Below are 15,941 nucleotides of genomic sequence, written 5' to 3'. Positions count from 1 at the left end.
GGTGAAGAAATGAAAATTATACATACTGCAGATTGGCATTTAGGACGCATGCTTAATGGTAAGTCGTTACTGAAAGATCAAGCATATATTTTAGAACAATTTATTACTGCAATGAAACAAGAACAACCAGACGTCATCGTAATCGCTGGTGATGTATACGATACGAGTTATCCTAGTAAAGAAGCCATTCAATTGCTAGAACGCACAATTGATGAATTAAATTTATCGCTAAACATACCGTTAATTATTACAAGCGGTAATCATGATGGTAAAGAACGATTGAATTATGGGGCTAGATGGTTTGAAAAGTCTAACGTATATATAAGAACGCAATTAGACTATATGAGCTCACCAATTACAATAAATAATATTAATTTTTATACTTTACCTTTTGCGACAATTAGTGAAGTACAGCATTTCTTTCAACATGAAACAGTTGAAACACATCAACAAGCCACTGACTTATGTCTAGCACATATGTCTAAAGAAATGGATAAGAACGCAATTAATATGTTGATCGGGCATATGACTGTACAAGGTGGTAAACGTTCTGACTCTGAAAGGCCGTTAACTATTGGCACTGTAGAATCAGTTGATAGAGCTTCATTTAAAGATTTTAATCATGTGATGTTAGGGCATCTTCATCATCCATTTAGCATAGACTCTGAATATATTAGCTATAGTGGTTCATTGCTACAATATTCTTTTTCCGAAGTGTCTCAGCAAAAAGGATACCGCAGCGTAATTGTTGAAAATGATCATATTAAAAACACCTTCATACCATTGGAACCACTACGTGTCTTAGAAGTCGTAGAAGGTAATTATGAAGATGCAATTCAAGAAAAAATCAATATTAAAAATAAAGAGAACTATTTACATTTTAAATTGAAAAATATGTCTCACGTAACAGATCCAATGATGTATTTAAAGCAAATTTATCCAAATACGTTGGCACTAACTAATATGTCTTTTGATTTCGAACATACTTATTTGGAACGACGTGAAGCTATTGAACAACTTGACGATAATACGATTATTAATAATTTTTACGAAGATATTACGAGTACCGAATTAACGACGACGCAAAAAAATAAAATTACAGCAATACTTAATAAATTATCGGAAGGAGGCAACAAGTAAATGCGTCCAATTGCCTTAAAACTTAAAAATTTCGGACCTTTCTTAGATGAATATATAGATTTTACTCGAGTTGAAAATAATGAATTATTTTTAATTAGTGGTAAAACAGGTTCTGGTAAAACAATGATTTTTGATGCGATAGTATATGCATTATTTGGAGAAGCCTCTACTAAAGACCGTAAAGAAGGTGATTTAAGAAGTCACTTTGCAGATAATAAACAACCGATGAGTGTCGAATTTGAATTTAGATTAGGCAATGAGCATTTTTATGTAGCAAGAAAAGGTTCTTATTTAAAAGAAGGTAATACTACTAAAACACACGGTAGTTTAGAGATTTGTGAACTTATTAATGGGGATTATGAATTAAGAGAAAGTAAAATCAATGCAGGTAATCAATTATTGAAGTCATTATTAGGTGTTAATGCCGAACAATTTCGTCAATTATTTATATTACCACAAGGTGAGTTCAAAAGATTTTTACTATCAAACAGTAAAGACAAGCAAGAAATTTTAAGAACTTTATTTGATAGCGAGAGATTTGAAGAAATTCAAAAACTGCTCGCTGATGATGTTAAAGAAATTAGAACAAATATCGAAAAAAATTATGCTCAACTAGATAATTACTGGTTAGATTTAAACAGTTATGATGACAATCATCTTATGGAAATAAAAGAAATGAATGTAAGACAAACAGATAAACTAATTGAAGTGTTGCCTGAGTTTGAAAAGATAGGCGATGAATTGCATCATAAATTAGCAGAACAACAACAGGTTATAGCTAACAAAGTTCAGCACACACAACAGGATGTAGATCAAAATGAACAATTACAAGAAAATCTAAAAAAATTAGCAGAACAACGTAATATATTAAAATCTTTGGCTCAAGAAGATGAACGTATCAATGAATTACGTAACACTTTAAATGAAATAAACGAAGTTAAAACTTTAGCTACATTTATAGATAATCAGAAATCATTGATTTCCAAACAACAAAGCAATGATAAGAAAATTACTCAAGTAACTTCAAAAAAGGATGAATTAACACAAAAGAATACTGTTTTAAAAGAACAGTTAGTACATATACAACAATCAGAAGATACTATTGAGACAGAACGTAAGTTTGTTGAAAACACCAACTCTTTTTACCAAAATTTAACTAAATATAAACAAGCTTATGATGATAATTCAAAATTAAAAAAACAGCTTGAAAAAGCGACTGAACTTTTAGAAACAGAACGTTCGAAACAAACTGATTTGAAAGAGCAATTAGCAGATGATAAACCGAGTTATGAAAATTTAGAAGCTATAGATAGTGAGATTTATAAGTTGGATAATCTAGTAAAAGAAAACAAAGTTAAGCAAGAAAACAAAAATAAATATGATCATTTAACTTCTAAAATTGCTTCAAATAGTGAGACGTTGGGACAAGCTAAAGATCAATTAGCGAAGTTAACAGCTGAATATGAAAATATTGATCAAGGACAATTGCAATTAAACAATAAAGAAGAAATGATTGCGCAAATACAATCTGTTTTAGCAATAGGAGATACTTGCCCTATTTGTGGACATGAAGTAGATAATCTACAACAGCATATTAATTTTGACGCTATACTAGAGAAACAACAACAGTTAACTAAATTAGATGAAAAAATACAACACTTTAAAACACAACAAGTTCAACTTGAAACAGTTTTAGAGCAATTAAATGAACAACAACAAAGTTTTGATAACCAAGATATAAAAGTGGAAGATATTTCTCAAATTGAAGTGCAATTAAATGAACAACATCAGACAAGAAAAGAATTGAAAAACCAAATAGATAAAGTAAATAAATTGAAAGAACAACACCAACAATTAGTGGACTATATTCATAAGTTGGAAATTGATATTAAAACGCAACAATCCGCTATTAAGCAAAACGACATTTTAATTAATGATTTCGAGTCTACTACCACTTTTGATAATATAGCTGATTTTCGTAAAGAATTTGAGAGTAAGCAAAATAATATAACAGATTATGATAAACAAATTAATGCTCTTGAACAACAAATTAATAATAATAACAATCAATATTCAATAGAAGAAAATAGTCATCAATATCTAACTGAGCAAGCTAGTGAGCTAGATAAGGAGTTGGCAGATTTAGAATTAAAAATAAAAAATGAAATGTCACGTATTGGCTTTAATAGCATGGAACAAGTCGAACAAGCTATAGCGAAAGTTGACACGAAAGCTGAAATAGAGCAGCAAGTTCAAAACCATGATAAAAATAAACAAGCCGCAGAAACGTTATTCAAAGAGCTAGAATCAACTACGCGTGATAAAGAGTTAAAGGATCTTGATGCATTAAAGACTCAATTAGCACAGCAACAAGATGAATTAAATGAAATTACTACTGAAGTCAATCAACACAGTTATAAAGTGAAAGTTAATAAACAAAAAATAGCTGATATTAAGTCGATTGTGGATACTTTAAATAATGAATTGAAAACGCAACAAGAGGTTTTCCAGTTAGCTGAAGTAGTGTCTGGTAAAAATCCTCAAAAATTAACGCTAGAGAATTTTGTGTTGATTTACTATTTAGAACGTATTTTAGCTCAAGCAAATCAACGTCTAGCTATGATGACAAGTCAACGTTATCAATTAAAAAGAAGAACTCAAGTTTCTCAAGGATACAGTGGATTGGAAATAGATGTTTATGATGCATATGCCAATCAAGCACGACATATTAGTTCTTTATCTGGAGGAGAATCGTTCCAAGCATCTTTAGCACTGGCATTAGGATTAAGCGAAGTAGTACAACAAGAAGCTGGAGGTATAGTGTTGGAGTCTATGTTTATCGATGAAGGGTTTGGTACATTAGACCAAGAAACCTTAGAAACTGCGTTAGATACTTTACTAGGTTTGAAATCGTCTGGCAGGATGGTTGGCATTATTTCACATGTGAGTGAATTAAAACAACGTATCCCATTGATTTTAGAAGTGAAAACAGATCAGTATCAAAGCTATACGCAATTTAAACAACAATAAATTATAACTGTCATGCAAGCTTAAAAATATTTGAAGTAGATGAACAAAAAAAATAGAGCGCTGAATGAAAATTCAGCGCTCTATCTTTTTAAAAAGAAAATATTACTTAATAATTAATGAATTAATTTTTTTCACGTAATATATCTCTAATTTCAGTAAGTAATACAGCTTCTTCTTCAAGTTCTACTTCTTCTTCTTTTTTCATTAATGTATTAGCAATTTTAACGAATACGAATAATGCGAATGCAATGATTAAGAAGTCGATGATTGATTGAATAAACATACCGTATTTAATGCCCATGAACGACCAGCTTTTTGCAAAATCAACTGTACCAAAGATCAAACCAATTAATGGCATGATAATGTATGTAACTAACGCAGTGATAATTTTGTTGAAAGCTGCACCCATTACTACCGCAACGGCTAAGTCTAGAACGTTACCTTTTAAGGCAAACTCTTTAAATTCTCTTAACATACATATTACCTCACTTTTAAATAAATTTGTTAAATTTATTGTATTATAAATTAATCGTGAATACAATATAATTTTAAGAAATAATATAAGCAAGTACAATTAAATGCTACTTTAAGCTAATTTGATAATTAAATACACTTTTGATATCCTAATACATGGCGCTTCATTTATTTTAATATGAAGATTTAAAATTTAATACAATTTAATTAGAAGGGAGTTAATAATTATGAAATCTTCTGAGCAACTTAGTAGTGGTAATAAACGTTCTCCCGTCTTTATTTATAGTGCTATTATTGTCGCAATAGTAGTACTTATCGGCGCTATTTTCCCGGCGCAATTTGGGAATGTAACCAATACTATTAAACTTTGGATTACAGATAAGCTAGGTTGGTATTATCTTATTTTAACAACTATTATAGTCTTCTTCTGTATTTTCTTAATCTTTAGTCCAATAGGTAAATTGAAATTAGGGAAACCAAATGATAAACCAGAGTTTAATTCCATCTCTTGGTTCGCAATGCTATTTAGTGCCGGCATGGGAATTGGTTTAGTGTTCTACGGTGCAGCTGAGCCAATGGCAGACTTTGCAGCACCACCATCAGCAAGTCCTGAAACGAAAGCTGCATATACTGAAGCTTTACGTTCAACGTTCTTCCACTGGGGCTTCCATGCATGGGCAATTTATGGTGTAGTTGCACTTGCATTAGCATATGCACAATTTAGAAAAGGTGAACCTGGGTTAATTTCTAGAACATTACGTCCACTATTAGGGGACAAAGTAGAAGGCCCAATAGGTACAATTATCGACGTTTTAGCAGTGTTTGCTACTGTAGTCGGTGTTGCCGTTTCATTAGGTATGGGTGCACTACAAATCAATGGTGGACTTAACTATCTATTTGGTGTTCCAAATAATGTATGGGTTCAAGCAATTATTATCGTTGTTGTCACAATCTTATTTATCATGAGTGCTTGGTCAGGAATTAGTAAAGGTATCCAATATTTAAGTAACTTAAATATTAGTTTAGGTTTAATCTTAATGGTAATCGTACTTATTCTTGGTCCAACTGTATTAATTTTAAACATGATGACAAGTTCAGTAGGTAACTTGCTTAATTCATTCTTACTTAATACATTTGATACTGCCGCTCAAAACCCTCAAAAACGTGAATGGATGTCTCAATGGACACTTTACTATTGGGGTTGGTGGTTAAGTTGGAGCCCATTCGTAGGTATCTTTATCGCACGTGTATCTAAAGGTCGCTCAATCCGTGAATTTATCGGTGGCGTACTATTAGTACCGGCTATCGTAAGTTTCATTTGGTTCAGCGTCTTTGGTGTACTAGGTATTGAAACAGGAAAAAAACATCCTGAATTATTCAAAATGTCAGCTGAAACGCAATTATTTGGTGTGTTTAATCACTTACCAATAGGTATCGTATTATCTATTATTGCGTTAATCTTAATCGGTTCATTCTTTATTACATCAGCCGATTCAGCAACATTCGTATTAGGTATGCAAACTTCTTATGGTTCATTAGAGCCATCTAACGTAGTTAAAGTAACTTGGGGTATTGCACAATCTCTAATTGCGTTCGTATTATTATTTGCCGGTGGAGGTAATGGTGCAGAAGCACTTAATGCAATTCAAAGTGCCGCCATTATTAGTGCCTTACCGTTCTCGTTTGTCGTTATAATGATGATGATCTCGTTCTACAAAGACGCAAACAACGAACGTAAATTCTTAGGATTAACTTTAACACCTAATAAACACAGAATGAGAGATTACGTGGAACTACAAAGCGAAGAATATGAAGATGATATTATCGAACGTAGAGAAGCGTATAGAAATTCTGAAGAAAAATAATTTTTTGACTGGGAATAATTATATTCCCAGTTTTTTTATGTCTAAAATGAAATGATAATGATTATCAATTAATAAAGATAACTTATTGCACTTTGATAGTGTGATAAGTAATACTTATAACGTCTTATTGAAAAATCAAATCTAATTTGGGCAGGAATATGCATATATGTAGTTGTTTTAAGCGTTATATAATAATACAATTTAACTAACGGCATATTATATATATAAATATATCAGGGGGGATTAATATGGCTTCTAATCTTAAGTCACAAGCGAAAAAATCGTTTGATCTTAAAGGCAAATCATATACTTACTATGATTTAAATTCTTTAGAAGAAGAAGGATTAACTAAAATTTCAAAATTACCATACTCTATTCGTGTTTTACTCGAATCAGTGTTAAGACAAGAGGATGGTTTTGTAATTACAGATGATCACATTAAAAGTTTAGCAAATTTTGTAAACGGTTCAGATGGAGAAGTTCCATTCAAACCATCACGTGTTATTTTACAAGACTTCACTGGTGTACCAGCAGTTGTAGATTTAGCATCTTTACGTAAAGCTATGAACGATGTAGGCGGAGATTTAAATAAAATCAACCCAGAAGTTCCAGTTGATTTAGTTATCGACCACTCAGTACAAGTTGATAGCTATGCAAATCCAGATGCGTTACAACGTAACATGAAATTAGAATTTGAACGTAACTATGAACGTTACCAATTCTTAAACTGGGCAACTAAAGCATTTAATAACTACAGTGCAGTACCACCTGCAACTGGTATCGTTCACCAAGTAAACTTAGAGTATTTAGCAAACGTAGTACACGTTCGTGACGTGGAAGGCGAAGATGTTGCATTCCCAGATACTTTAGTTGGTACTGACTCACATACAACAATGATTAACGGTTTAGGCGTTCTTGGTTGGGGTGTTGGTGGTATCGAAGCTGAAGCAGGAATGCTTGGTCAACCATCATACTTCCCAGTTCCAGAAGTTATTGGTGTACGTTTAACAAATGCATTACCACAAGGTTCTACTGCAACTGACTTAGCTTTACGTGTAACTCAAGAGTTACGTAAAAAAGGCGTTGTTGGTAAATTCGTAGAATTCTTTGGTCCAGGTGTACAACACTTACCATTAGCTGACCGTGCGACTATCGCAAACATGGCTCCAGAATATGGTGCAACTTGTGGTTTCTTCCCAGTTGATGACGAATCATTAAAATATATGAGCTTAACTGGACGTTCTGACGACCACATCGAATTAGTTAAAAAATATTTACAAGAAAATAGTATGTTCTTCGACGTTGAAAAAGAAGAACCAGAATACACTGACGTAGTTGAATTAGATTTATCTACTGTTGAAGCTTCATTATCTGGTCCTAAACGTCCTCAAGACTTAATTTTCTTAAGTGATATGAAAACTGAATTCGAAAAATCTGTAACTGCACCAGCAGGTAACCAAGGTCACGGCTTAGATGAAAGCGAATTTGATAAAGAAGCTACTATCGAATTCAAAGATGGTTCAACTTCTAAAATGACTACTGGTGACTTAGCTATCGCAGCTATCACGTCTTGTACTAATACATCTAACCCATACGTTATGTTAGGTGCAGGTTTAGTAGCTAAAAAAGCTGTAGAAAAAGGCTTGAAAGTTCCTGAATATGTTAAGACTTCATTAGCACCAGGTTCAAAAGTTGTTACTGGTTACTTACGTGATTCAGGTTTACAAGAGTTCCTTGATGATCTTGGCTTTAACCTTGTTGGTTATGGTTGTACAACTTGTATCGGTAACTCAGGTCCATTACTTGAAGAAATCGAAAAGGCTATCGCTAAAGAAGATTTATTAGTAACATCAGTACTTTCAGGTAACCGTAACTTTGAAGGACGTATCCATCCTTTAGTTAAAGCTAACTACTTAGCATCTCCACAATTAGTTGTGGCATATGCGTTAGCTGGTACTGTTGATATTGATCTACAAAATGAACCTTTAGGTAAAGGTAAAGATGGAGAAGATGTATATTTAGACGATATCTGGCCTTCAATTAAAGAAGTTGCAGATACAGTTGATAGCGTTGTAACTCCTAAATTATTCAAAGAAGAATATGAAACTGTTTATAACAACAATGAAATGTGGAATGAAATCGATGTAACTGATCAGCCATTATATGATTTTGATCCAAATTCAACTTATATCCAAAACCCTTCATTCTTCCAAGGTTTATCAAAAGAGCCTGAAAATATTAAACCATTAAATGGTTTACGTGTAATGGGTAAATTCGGAGATTCTGTTACAACTGACCATATTTCTCCAGCCGGAGCTATCGGTAAAGATACACCAGCAGGGCAATATTTATTAGATCATGATGTACCAATTCGTGAATTTAACTCTTATGGTTCACGTCGTGGTAACCATGAAGTAATGGTTCGTGGTACATTTGCGAATATCCGTATTAAAAACCAATTAGCACCAGGTACAGAAGGTGGATTTACAACTTACTGGCCAACGGGCGAACAAATGCCAATCTTTGATGCTGCTATGAAATATAAAGAAGACGGTACTGGATTAGCCGTATTAGCAGGAAACGATTACGGTATGGGTTCTTCACGTGACTGGGCTGCTAAAGGTACAAATCTATTAGGTGTTAAAACAGTTATCGCTCAAAGTTATGAACGTATTCACCGTTCAAACTTAGTTATGATGGGTGTATTACCATTACAATTCCAAGATGGCGAATCAGCTGATAGCCTAGGTATTGATGGTACAGAAGCAATTTCAGTGGATGTTGACGAAAACGTGCAACCACATGATTTAGTTGATGTGAAAGCTGAAAAAGAAAACGGCGACGTTATTGAATTTAAAGCAATCGCACGTTTTGACTCAAAAGTTGAAATAGACTACTACCGTAATGGCGGTATCTTACAACTTGTATTAAGAAATAAATTAGCTGAATAATTTATTCGTTAATACTAAGGCTATGTGAGTTAATATGCTCACATAGCCTTTTTTGTTATGATATGATTTGGTTAAGGAATTTTTGAAAAGAGGTCGGCTTAATGATTTATACAATTACAGAAATAGAATCAAGATATCAAGAAACAGATCAAATGGGATTTATTTATCATGGAAATTATCCTACATGGTTTGAAGTCGCTCGTACGGACTATATAACAAAGTTAGGATTTAGTTATAAGGATATGGAGGATAGTGGCATCATTTCTCCTGTAACGGACTTAAATATTAATTATATTAAATCAATTACATATCCAGAAAAGGTAAAAATTAAAACTTGGATCGAAAAATATTCGCCGCTTAGATCATTGTATTGTTATGAAATATACAATGAAGCTGGTGAATTAGCAACTACAGGTTCAACGACTTTAACATGTATTAAAAAGTCCAATTTCAAACCTATTCGTTTAGATAAAACGTTCCCTGAATGGCATGCGACATATAAGGAAGTTGCTGCTTTAAATAAAGCTGATGAAACAAGAGAAGTCATTAATGGATTGTAATCCAAATAAAAGAGCCACTATTAATAACTAATAGCGGCTCTTACTTTATTTAATATTGTAAATTATTTCTTCTGAGTCTTCGTCTACATCTATATATAAATCATCATCTTCAAAATACCATAAGTCTTTTTCAGAGATGACAACATCTAACTCATCAAAGTTATTCTCGTAACCAATCTCAATATCATCTTTTTTGTCGACGCTAAATGCAGGGCTAAATCCTTGTTTTAATTGTATTTCGCCACCATAGCGTACGTAAAAATGTAAGACTTTATTTTCTTCTGGTAAATCAAGTTCATCCTTGAACCATTTTACCGCTCTGTCTGAAAGTTCTATTTTCATAATAAAAGTCTCCTCTCGTTTTGTAAGTGAAAACTTACATGGTGAATTTACAAATTTAATCTTGATACTGTACTATAATACCCATTTATGTATATGATAATTCCAGTATAGCATATTATTTTTAACAAAATTCTGATATATGCCTCAGAATTCAATACGTGTTAGTAGTTAAAATTACTAATGTGAATTTATAACATATACAATTATAAAAAAGCGCTATTTAAAATCGGTGAAGATTTTAAATAACGCTTTAACCTATAGAGCATGTTGATTTACATGACTACCTCACATTTAAACACTGATTGTTACTTAAAAAGTTAATAGTTTATCGACTATTTACATCCATTTTATCTTAGGTTCTTCGCCTTTAAATATTCTTACTATATTTGTTCTATGTCTAAAGATTAGCAATACACCAATACATGCACTGACTACTAACAAAATATAATCTCGAATAAGCAACGCGCCTATAATACAACAAATTGATGCAATTATACTTGATAATGATACATATTTAGTTAAATATAAAATTGCGAAGAAAATGACTGCTAATACTAATAATAAAATTGGATTAACGCCAAATACTACACCAGCACTTGTAGCTACAGCTTTACCACCTTTAAAACCTAAATAGATAGGGTATACGTGTCCTAAAATTGCAAATGCACCAACGATTAAGCCATTTGTGAAAAATGTACTTATTGGGCCATCAACATGGACAGGCAACCATAATGGGAAAAATACTACGATAAAACCTTTAAATATATCTAAAAATGTAACTAAAGCACCAGCTGGTTTGCCTAATACTCTAAAACTGTTTGTTGCACCAGTGTTTCCGCTTCCAAATTGTCTAATATCTTTTTTAAAAAATAACTTTCCGATCACATAGCCACTTGGAAATGCACCAATGAGGTAACTTAGAATTAACATAATTACTATCATCATATACATTTACACATCCTTTAATGACGTTACGTTTATTTTACCACATGACCTATAATTAGACGAATAAAAATTGAAATATATGCATGATTTGTTACTGAATTATCACTTTGACGCTTGCAATTTACGCAAATTTATATAAGAATAACTATTGTATAGTTTTAAAAACGAACGTACGTTTGTAGGAGGGCGAAACGATTGGCAATGAATAAGCAAAATAATTACTCGGATGATTCTATCCAAGTACTAGAAGGACTCGAAGCTGTTAGAAAGAGACCTGGTATGTATATTGGTTCAACCGATAAACGCGGATTACATCATTTAGTGTATGAAGTTGTCGATAACTCCGTCGATGAAGTATTGAATGGTCATGGGAATGAAATTTCAGTAACTATTAATAAAGATGAGAGTATTACAATAGAAGATAATGGTCGTGGTATGCCTACAGGTATACATGCCTCTGGAAAACCGACAGTAGAAGTAATATTCACTGTACTACATGCAGGGGGTAAATTCGGACAAGGCGGATATAAAACATCAGGAGGTTTGCATGGTGTTGGTGCGTCCGTTGTAAATGCGTTAAGTGAATGGCTTAGTGTGGAAATACATAGAGACGGTACAATTTATCAACAAGATTTTAAGGACGGCGGTAAACCAGCTAGTGGGCTAGTTAAAAAGGGTAAAACAAAGAAAACTGGAACTAAAGTTACATTTAAACCAGATCCAGAAATATTTAAATCTGCTACTTCATTTAATTTTGACGTATTAAGTGAAAGATTACAAGAATCTGCCTTTTTATTAAAAAACTTAAAAATTATTTTGACTGATAATAGACAAGGTAAAGAGCGTGAAGAAGTTTATCATTATGAAGAAGGTATTAAAGAGTTTGTTTCTTATGTCAATGAAGGTAAAGAGGTACTTCATGATGTAGCTACATTTGTAGGCGAAGCTAACAATATAGAAGTGGAAGTAGCATTTCAATATAATGACCAATATTCAGAAAGTATTTTAAGTTTTGTTAACAACGTGCGTACTAAAGATGGTGGTACACATGAAGTTGGTTTTAAAACAGCAATGACACGCGTATTTAATGATTATGCGCGCAGAATAAATGAATTAAAAGCTAAAGATAAAAATCTTGACGGTAATGATATTCGTGAAGGATTAACGGCGATTATTTCTATTCGTATTCCTGAAGAATTATTACAATTCGAAGGACAAACAAAATCAAAATTAGGTACGCCTGAAGCTAGAAGTGCCGTTGATTCTGTTGTTGCCGATAAATTACCATATTATTTAGAAGAAAAAGGGCAATTGTCTAAATCTCTAGTGAAGAAAGCACTTAAGGCTCAACAAGCACGTGAAGCTGCCAGAAAAGCTAGAGAAGACGCGCGTTCAGGTAAGAAAAACAAACGTAAGGATACATTACTGTCAGGGAAATTAACGCCTGCACAAAGTAAAAATACCGAGAAGAAAGAATTGTACTTAGTTGAGGGTGACTCAGCAGGTGGTTCGGCGAAACTTGGTAGAGATCGTAAATATCAAGCTATCTTACCTTTACGAGGTAAAGTAATCAATACAGAAAAAGCACGCCTAGAAGACATATTTAAAAATGAAGAAATCAATACGATTATTCACACTATCGGAGCGGGTGTAGGTAATGAATTTAAATTAGAAGATAGTAACTACAATCGCGTTATTATTATGACTGATGCGGATACGGATGGAGCACACATTCAAGTATTATTATTAACGTTTTTCTTTAAATATATGAAGCCATTAGTACAAGCAGGGCGCGTATTTATTGCGTTACCACCTCTATATAAACTTGAAAAAGGTAAAGGCAACTCGAAAAAAGTTGAATATGCATGGACTGACGACGAATTAGAACAATTACAAAAGCAATTAGGTAAAGGATTTACTTTACAAAGATATAAAGGTTTAGGTGAAATGAACCCTGACCAACTATGGGAAACAACGATGAACCCAGACACAAGAACATTAATTCGTGTACAAGTAGATGATGAAATTAGATCATCTAAACGCGTTACAACATTAATGGGTGATAAAGTTGCACCTAGACGTGAATGGATTGAAAGTCACGTAGAATTTGGCTTACAAGAAGACCAAAGTATTTTAGATAATAGTGAAATACAAATTTTGGAACATGATGAGCAAGAAGAGGAGGAAATAAATTGAGTGAGGTAATTCAAGACTTATCACTTGAAGATGTAATAGGCGACCGATTTGGTCGTTATAGTAAATATATTATTCAAGAACGTGCACTACCTGACGTAAGAGATGGCTTAAAACCAGTGCAACGTCGTATTTTATATGCTATGTATTCAAGTGGTAATACTTATGACAAAAATTTCCGTAAAAGTGCCAAAACAGTCGGAGATGTTATTGGTCAGTACCATCCTCATGGTGATTCCTCGGTATATGATGCTATGGTGCGTTTGAGTCAAGACTGGAAATTACGCCATGTACTTATTGAAATGCATGGTAATAACGGTAGTATCGATAATGATCCAGCGGCAGCGATGCGTTATACAGAGGCAAAATTAAGTCAGATTTCTGAAGAATTACTAAGAGATATTAATAAAGAAACTGTGCCGTTTATGCCTAACTATGACGATACGACTACAGAACCTATGGTTTTACCAGGAAGATTACCTAATTTACTAATTAACGGTAGTACAGGTATATCTTCTGGGTATGCGACAGATATACCGCCTCATAATTTAGGTGAAGTGATTCAGGCTACTTTAAAATATATCGATGATCCTAACATTACAGTTAGTCGATTAATGAAATATGTAAAAGGACCAGACTTTCCAACAGGTGGTATTATTCAAGGCATCGATGGCATTAAAAAAGCATACGAATCTGGTAAAGGAAAAATCATCGTACGTTCTAAAGTAGAAACCGAAGAGTTGAGAAATGGACGTAAAGAATTGGCAGTCACTGAAATACCGTACGAAGTAAATAAAAGTAGTTTAGTTAAAAAAATCGATGAACTACGTGCCGATAAAAAGGTAGATGGTATTTTAGAAGTACGTGATGAAACTGACCGAACAGGTTTGCGTATTGCTATTGAATTGAAAAAAGATGTGAATAGCGAAGCCGTACTTAACTATTTATACAAAAATACGGATTTACAAATTTCTTATAGTTTTAATATGGTAGCTATTAGTGAAGGTCGTCCTAAACTAATGGGCATTCGTGAAATTATAGATAGTTACTTAAACCATCAAATTGATGTCGTTACTAAACGTACACAATATGATTTAAATCATGCTGAAAGCAGAATGCATATTGTGGAAGGTTTAATGAAAGCATTGTCTATATTAGACGAAGTTATTAAATTAATTAGAAATTCAAAAAATAAAAAAGACGCTAAAGAAAATCTTGTAACCGAATACGACTTTACAGAAGCACAAGCTGAAGCTATCGTTATGTTGCAGCTATACCGTTTAACAAATACGGATATTGTACAATTACAAGATGAACATGATGAGCTTAAAGCTACAATAGAGAGATTACGCCATATTTTAGACAACCATGATGCTTTACTTGGCGTAATTAAAGAAGAATTAACTGAAATACGTAAGAAATTTAAAACTGATCGTTTATCAGTCATAGAAGCAGAAATCTCTGAAATTAAAATAGATAAAGAGGTTATGGTACCAAGCGAAACAGTTATGCTAAGTGTGACACGTCACGGTTACATTAAACGTACATCATTACGTAGCTTTAACGCGAGTGGTATTGAAGAAATCGGCGTGAAAGATGGCGACAGTATATTAAAATATATGGAAACCAACACACTTGATACGGCACTTGTATTTACGAACAAAGGTAGATATTTATTTATACCTGTTCATAAATTATCTGATATAAAATGGAAAGATTTAGGTCAACATGTGTCACAAATTGTACCACTTGATGATGATGAATTTGTTATAGACGTTCACTGTGAGAATGCATTCCCAGATAGTGCATATTACATTACTGCAACGAAAAATGGCATGATTAAGAAAAGTAACGTTTCATTGTTTAAAACTTCTAGATATAACAAACCACTTGTTGCGATGAAATTGAAAAACAATGATGAAGTAATTGATATTATGCGTGTCGAAGAAGATCAAATGGTTACTGTACTTACAAATAAAGGCATGTCATTAACTTATTCTTCTGAAGAATTATCAGATACTGGCTTACGCGCTGCAGGTGTTAAATCAATTAATCTTAAAGATGAAGACTTTGTAGTGTTAACTCAAACTGTAAATGATCAAAATACAATATTAATGGCCACACAACGTGGTGCGTTGAAACGCATTAGTTATAACGTCTTACAACATGCTAAACGAGCTCAAAGAGGTATTACATTATTAAAAGAATTGAAAAAAGCACCACACCGTATTGTGTCAGCGCAAACTACAAGCCCTGACGATACGATTTATAAGGTGTATTCTAATTCTCATGAAGAGCAAGGTTATATCAAAGATATTCATTTAACTGAGCAATATACGAACGGTTCATTTATCGTTGATACAAATGAATTTGGTGAACTTATTCAGTTAATTGTTGAATAGATTAAAAAAATTATAGTAAAAACTCTAATATAATGATAA

Annotated in this window: 10 protein-coding genes; 7 read left to right on the top strand and 3 right to left on the bottom strand. The window is 32.9% G+C overall.

Features of this window, described 5'->3' with window-relative positions; translation table 11 throughout:
• The first annotated feature begins 9 nt into the window (after positions 1–9).
• Together sbcD and sbcC are read left to right on the top strand one after the other, a co-directional pair.
• Positions 10–1,140 carry an exonuclease subunit SbcD gene (gene sbcD / locus C7J89_RS09095; RefSeq protein WP_103295988.1) on the top strand — a complete coding sequence of 377 codons (1,131 nt, stop codon included), beginning with the start codon at positions 10–12 and terminating at the stop codon, positions 1,138–1,140.
• Positions 1,141–4,170: an exonuclease subunit SbcC gene (gene sbcC, locus C7J89_RS09090; protein ID WP_103295987.1), complete on the top strand. Its 3,030-nt coding sequence runs from the start codon at positions 1,141–1,143 to the stop codon at positions 4,168–4,170.
• Between the two features lie 121 nt (positions 4,171–4,291).
• Here the strand turns inward: sbcC and mscL are convergent, their stop codons facing one another.
• Entirely contained in the window at positions 4,292–4,645 is a 354-nt protein-coding gene (mscL, locus tag C7J89_RS09085; protein WP_061854756.1) for a large conductance mechanosensitive channel protein MscL, read from the bottom strand.
• A 226-nt stretch (positions 4,646–4,871) separates the two neighbouring features.
• On the opposite strand from mscL, the gene C7J89_RS09080 reads away from it, so the two are divergent.
• From C7J89_RS09080 to menI, 3 genes are all read left to right on the top strand, one after another.
• Positions 4,872–6,509 (top strand): glycine betaine uptake BCCT transporter, encoded by a 1,638-nt coding sequence (locus C7J89_RS09080; RefSeq protein WP_103295986.1) that lies wholly within the window; start codon positions 4,872–4,874, stop codon positions 6,507–6,509.
• A gap of 248 nt (positions 6,510–6,757) precedes the next feature.
• Positions 6,758–9,460, top strand: a complete 2,703-nt coding sequence (gene acnA, locus C7J89_RS09075) for an aconitate hydratase AcnA (protein ID WP_061854754.1) — start codon at positions 6,758–6,760, stop codon at positions 9,458–9,460.
• A 101-nt stretch (positions 9,461–9,561) separates the two neighbouring features.
• Positions 9,562–10,020 carry a 1,4-dihydroxy-2-naphthoyl-CoA hydrolase MenI gene (gene menI, locus C7J89_RS09070; RefSeq protein ID WP_103295985.1) on the top strand — a complete coding sequence of 153 codons (459 nt, stop codon included), beginning with the start codon at positions 9,562–9,564 and terminating at the stop codon, positions 10,018–10,020.
• A gap of 45 nt (positions 10,021–10,065) precedes the next feature.
• Here menI and C7J89_RS09065 read toward each other — a convergent pair whose 3' ends face one another.
• Together C7J89_RS09065 and plsY are read right to left on the bottom strand one after the other, a co-directional pair.
• Entirely contained in the window at positions 10,066–10,362 is a 297-nt protein-coding gene (locus tag C7J89_RS09065; protein WP_061854752.1) for a HesB/YadR/YfhF family protein, read from the bottom strand.
• Between the two features lie 336 nt (positions 10,363–10,698).
• Complete coding sequence (gene plsY, locus C7J89_RS09060) at positions 10,699–11,307, bottom strand: glycerol-3-phosphate 1-O-acyltransferase PlsY (RefSeq protein WP_061855512.1); 609 nt, start codon at positions 11,305–11,307, stop codon at positions 10,699–10,701.
• Positions 11,308–11,508: 201 nt separating this feature from the next.
• On the opposite strand from plsY, the gene parE reads away from it, so the two are divergent.
• Together parE and parC are read left to right on the top strand one after the other, a co-directional pair.
• Positions 11,509–13,503: a DNA topoisomerase IV subunit B gene (parE, locus tag C7J89_RS09055; protein WP_103295984.1), complete on the top strand. Its 1,995-nt coding sequence runs from the start codon at positions 11,509–11,511 to the stop codon at positions 13,501–13,503.
• Positions 13,500–15,902 (top strand): DNA topoisomerase IV subunit A, encoded by a 2,403-nt coding sequence (gene parC / locus C7J89_RS09050; protein WP_103295983.1) that lies wholly within the window; start codon positions 13,500–13,502, stop codon positions 15,900–15,902. Before parE ends, parC begins: the two co-directional genes overlap by 4 nt.
• The last annotated feature ends 39 nt before the right edge of the window (positions 15,903–15,941 follow it).

It is taken from the genome of Staphylococcus kloosii (assembly GCF_003019255.1).
Taxonomy (GTDB): domain Bacteria; phylum Bacillota; class Bacilli; order Staphylococcales; family Staphylococcaceae; genus Staphylococcus; species Staphylococcus kloosii.
The sequence above is the reverse complement of the archived record's forward strand: the minus strand, read 5'-3'. Positions and strand labels throughout refer to the sequence as shown.

Excerpts from the sequence above, each read along its gene's own strand:
- C7J89_RS09065 (WP_061854752.1), bottom strand. The coding sequence starts at position 10,362 with ATGAAAATAGAACTTTCAGACAGAGCGGTAAAATGGTTCAAGGATGAA.
- sbcD (WP_103295988.1), top strand. The coding sequence starts at position 10 with ATGAAAATTATACATACTGCAGATTGGCATTTAGGACGCATGCTTAAT.
- menI (WP_103295985.1), top strand. The coding sequence starts at position 9,562 with ATGATTTATACAATTACAGAAATAGAATCAAGATATCAAGAAACAGAT.
- parE (WP_103295984.1), top strand. The coding sequence starts at position 11,509 with ATGAATAAGCAAAATAATTACTCGGATGATTCTATCCAAGTACTAGAA.
- mscL (WP_061854756.1), bottom strand. The coding sequence starts at position 4,645 with ATGTTAAGAGAATTTAAAGAGTTTGCCTTAAAAGGTAACGTTCTAGAC.
- plsY (WP_061855512.1), bottom strand. The coding sequence starts at position 11,307 with ATGATGATAGTAATTATGTTAATTCTAAGTTACCTCATTGGTGCATTT.
- sbcC (WP_103295987.1), top strand. The coding sequence starts at position 1,141 with ATGCGTCCAATTGCCTTAAAACTTAAAAATTTCGGACCTTTCTTAGAT.
- C7J89_RS09080 (WP_103295986.1), top strand. The coding sequence starts at position 4,872 with ATGAAATCTTCTGAGCAACTTAGTAGTGGTAATAAACGTTCTCCCGTC.
- acnA (WP_061854754.1), top strand. The coding sequence starts at position 6,758 with ATGGCTTCTAATCTTAAGTCACAAGCGAAAAAATCGTTTGATCTTAAA.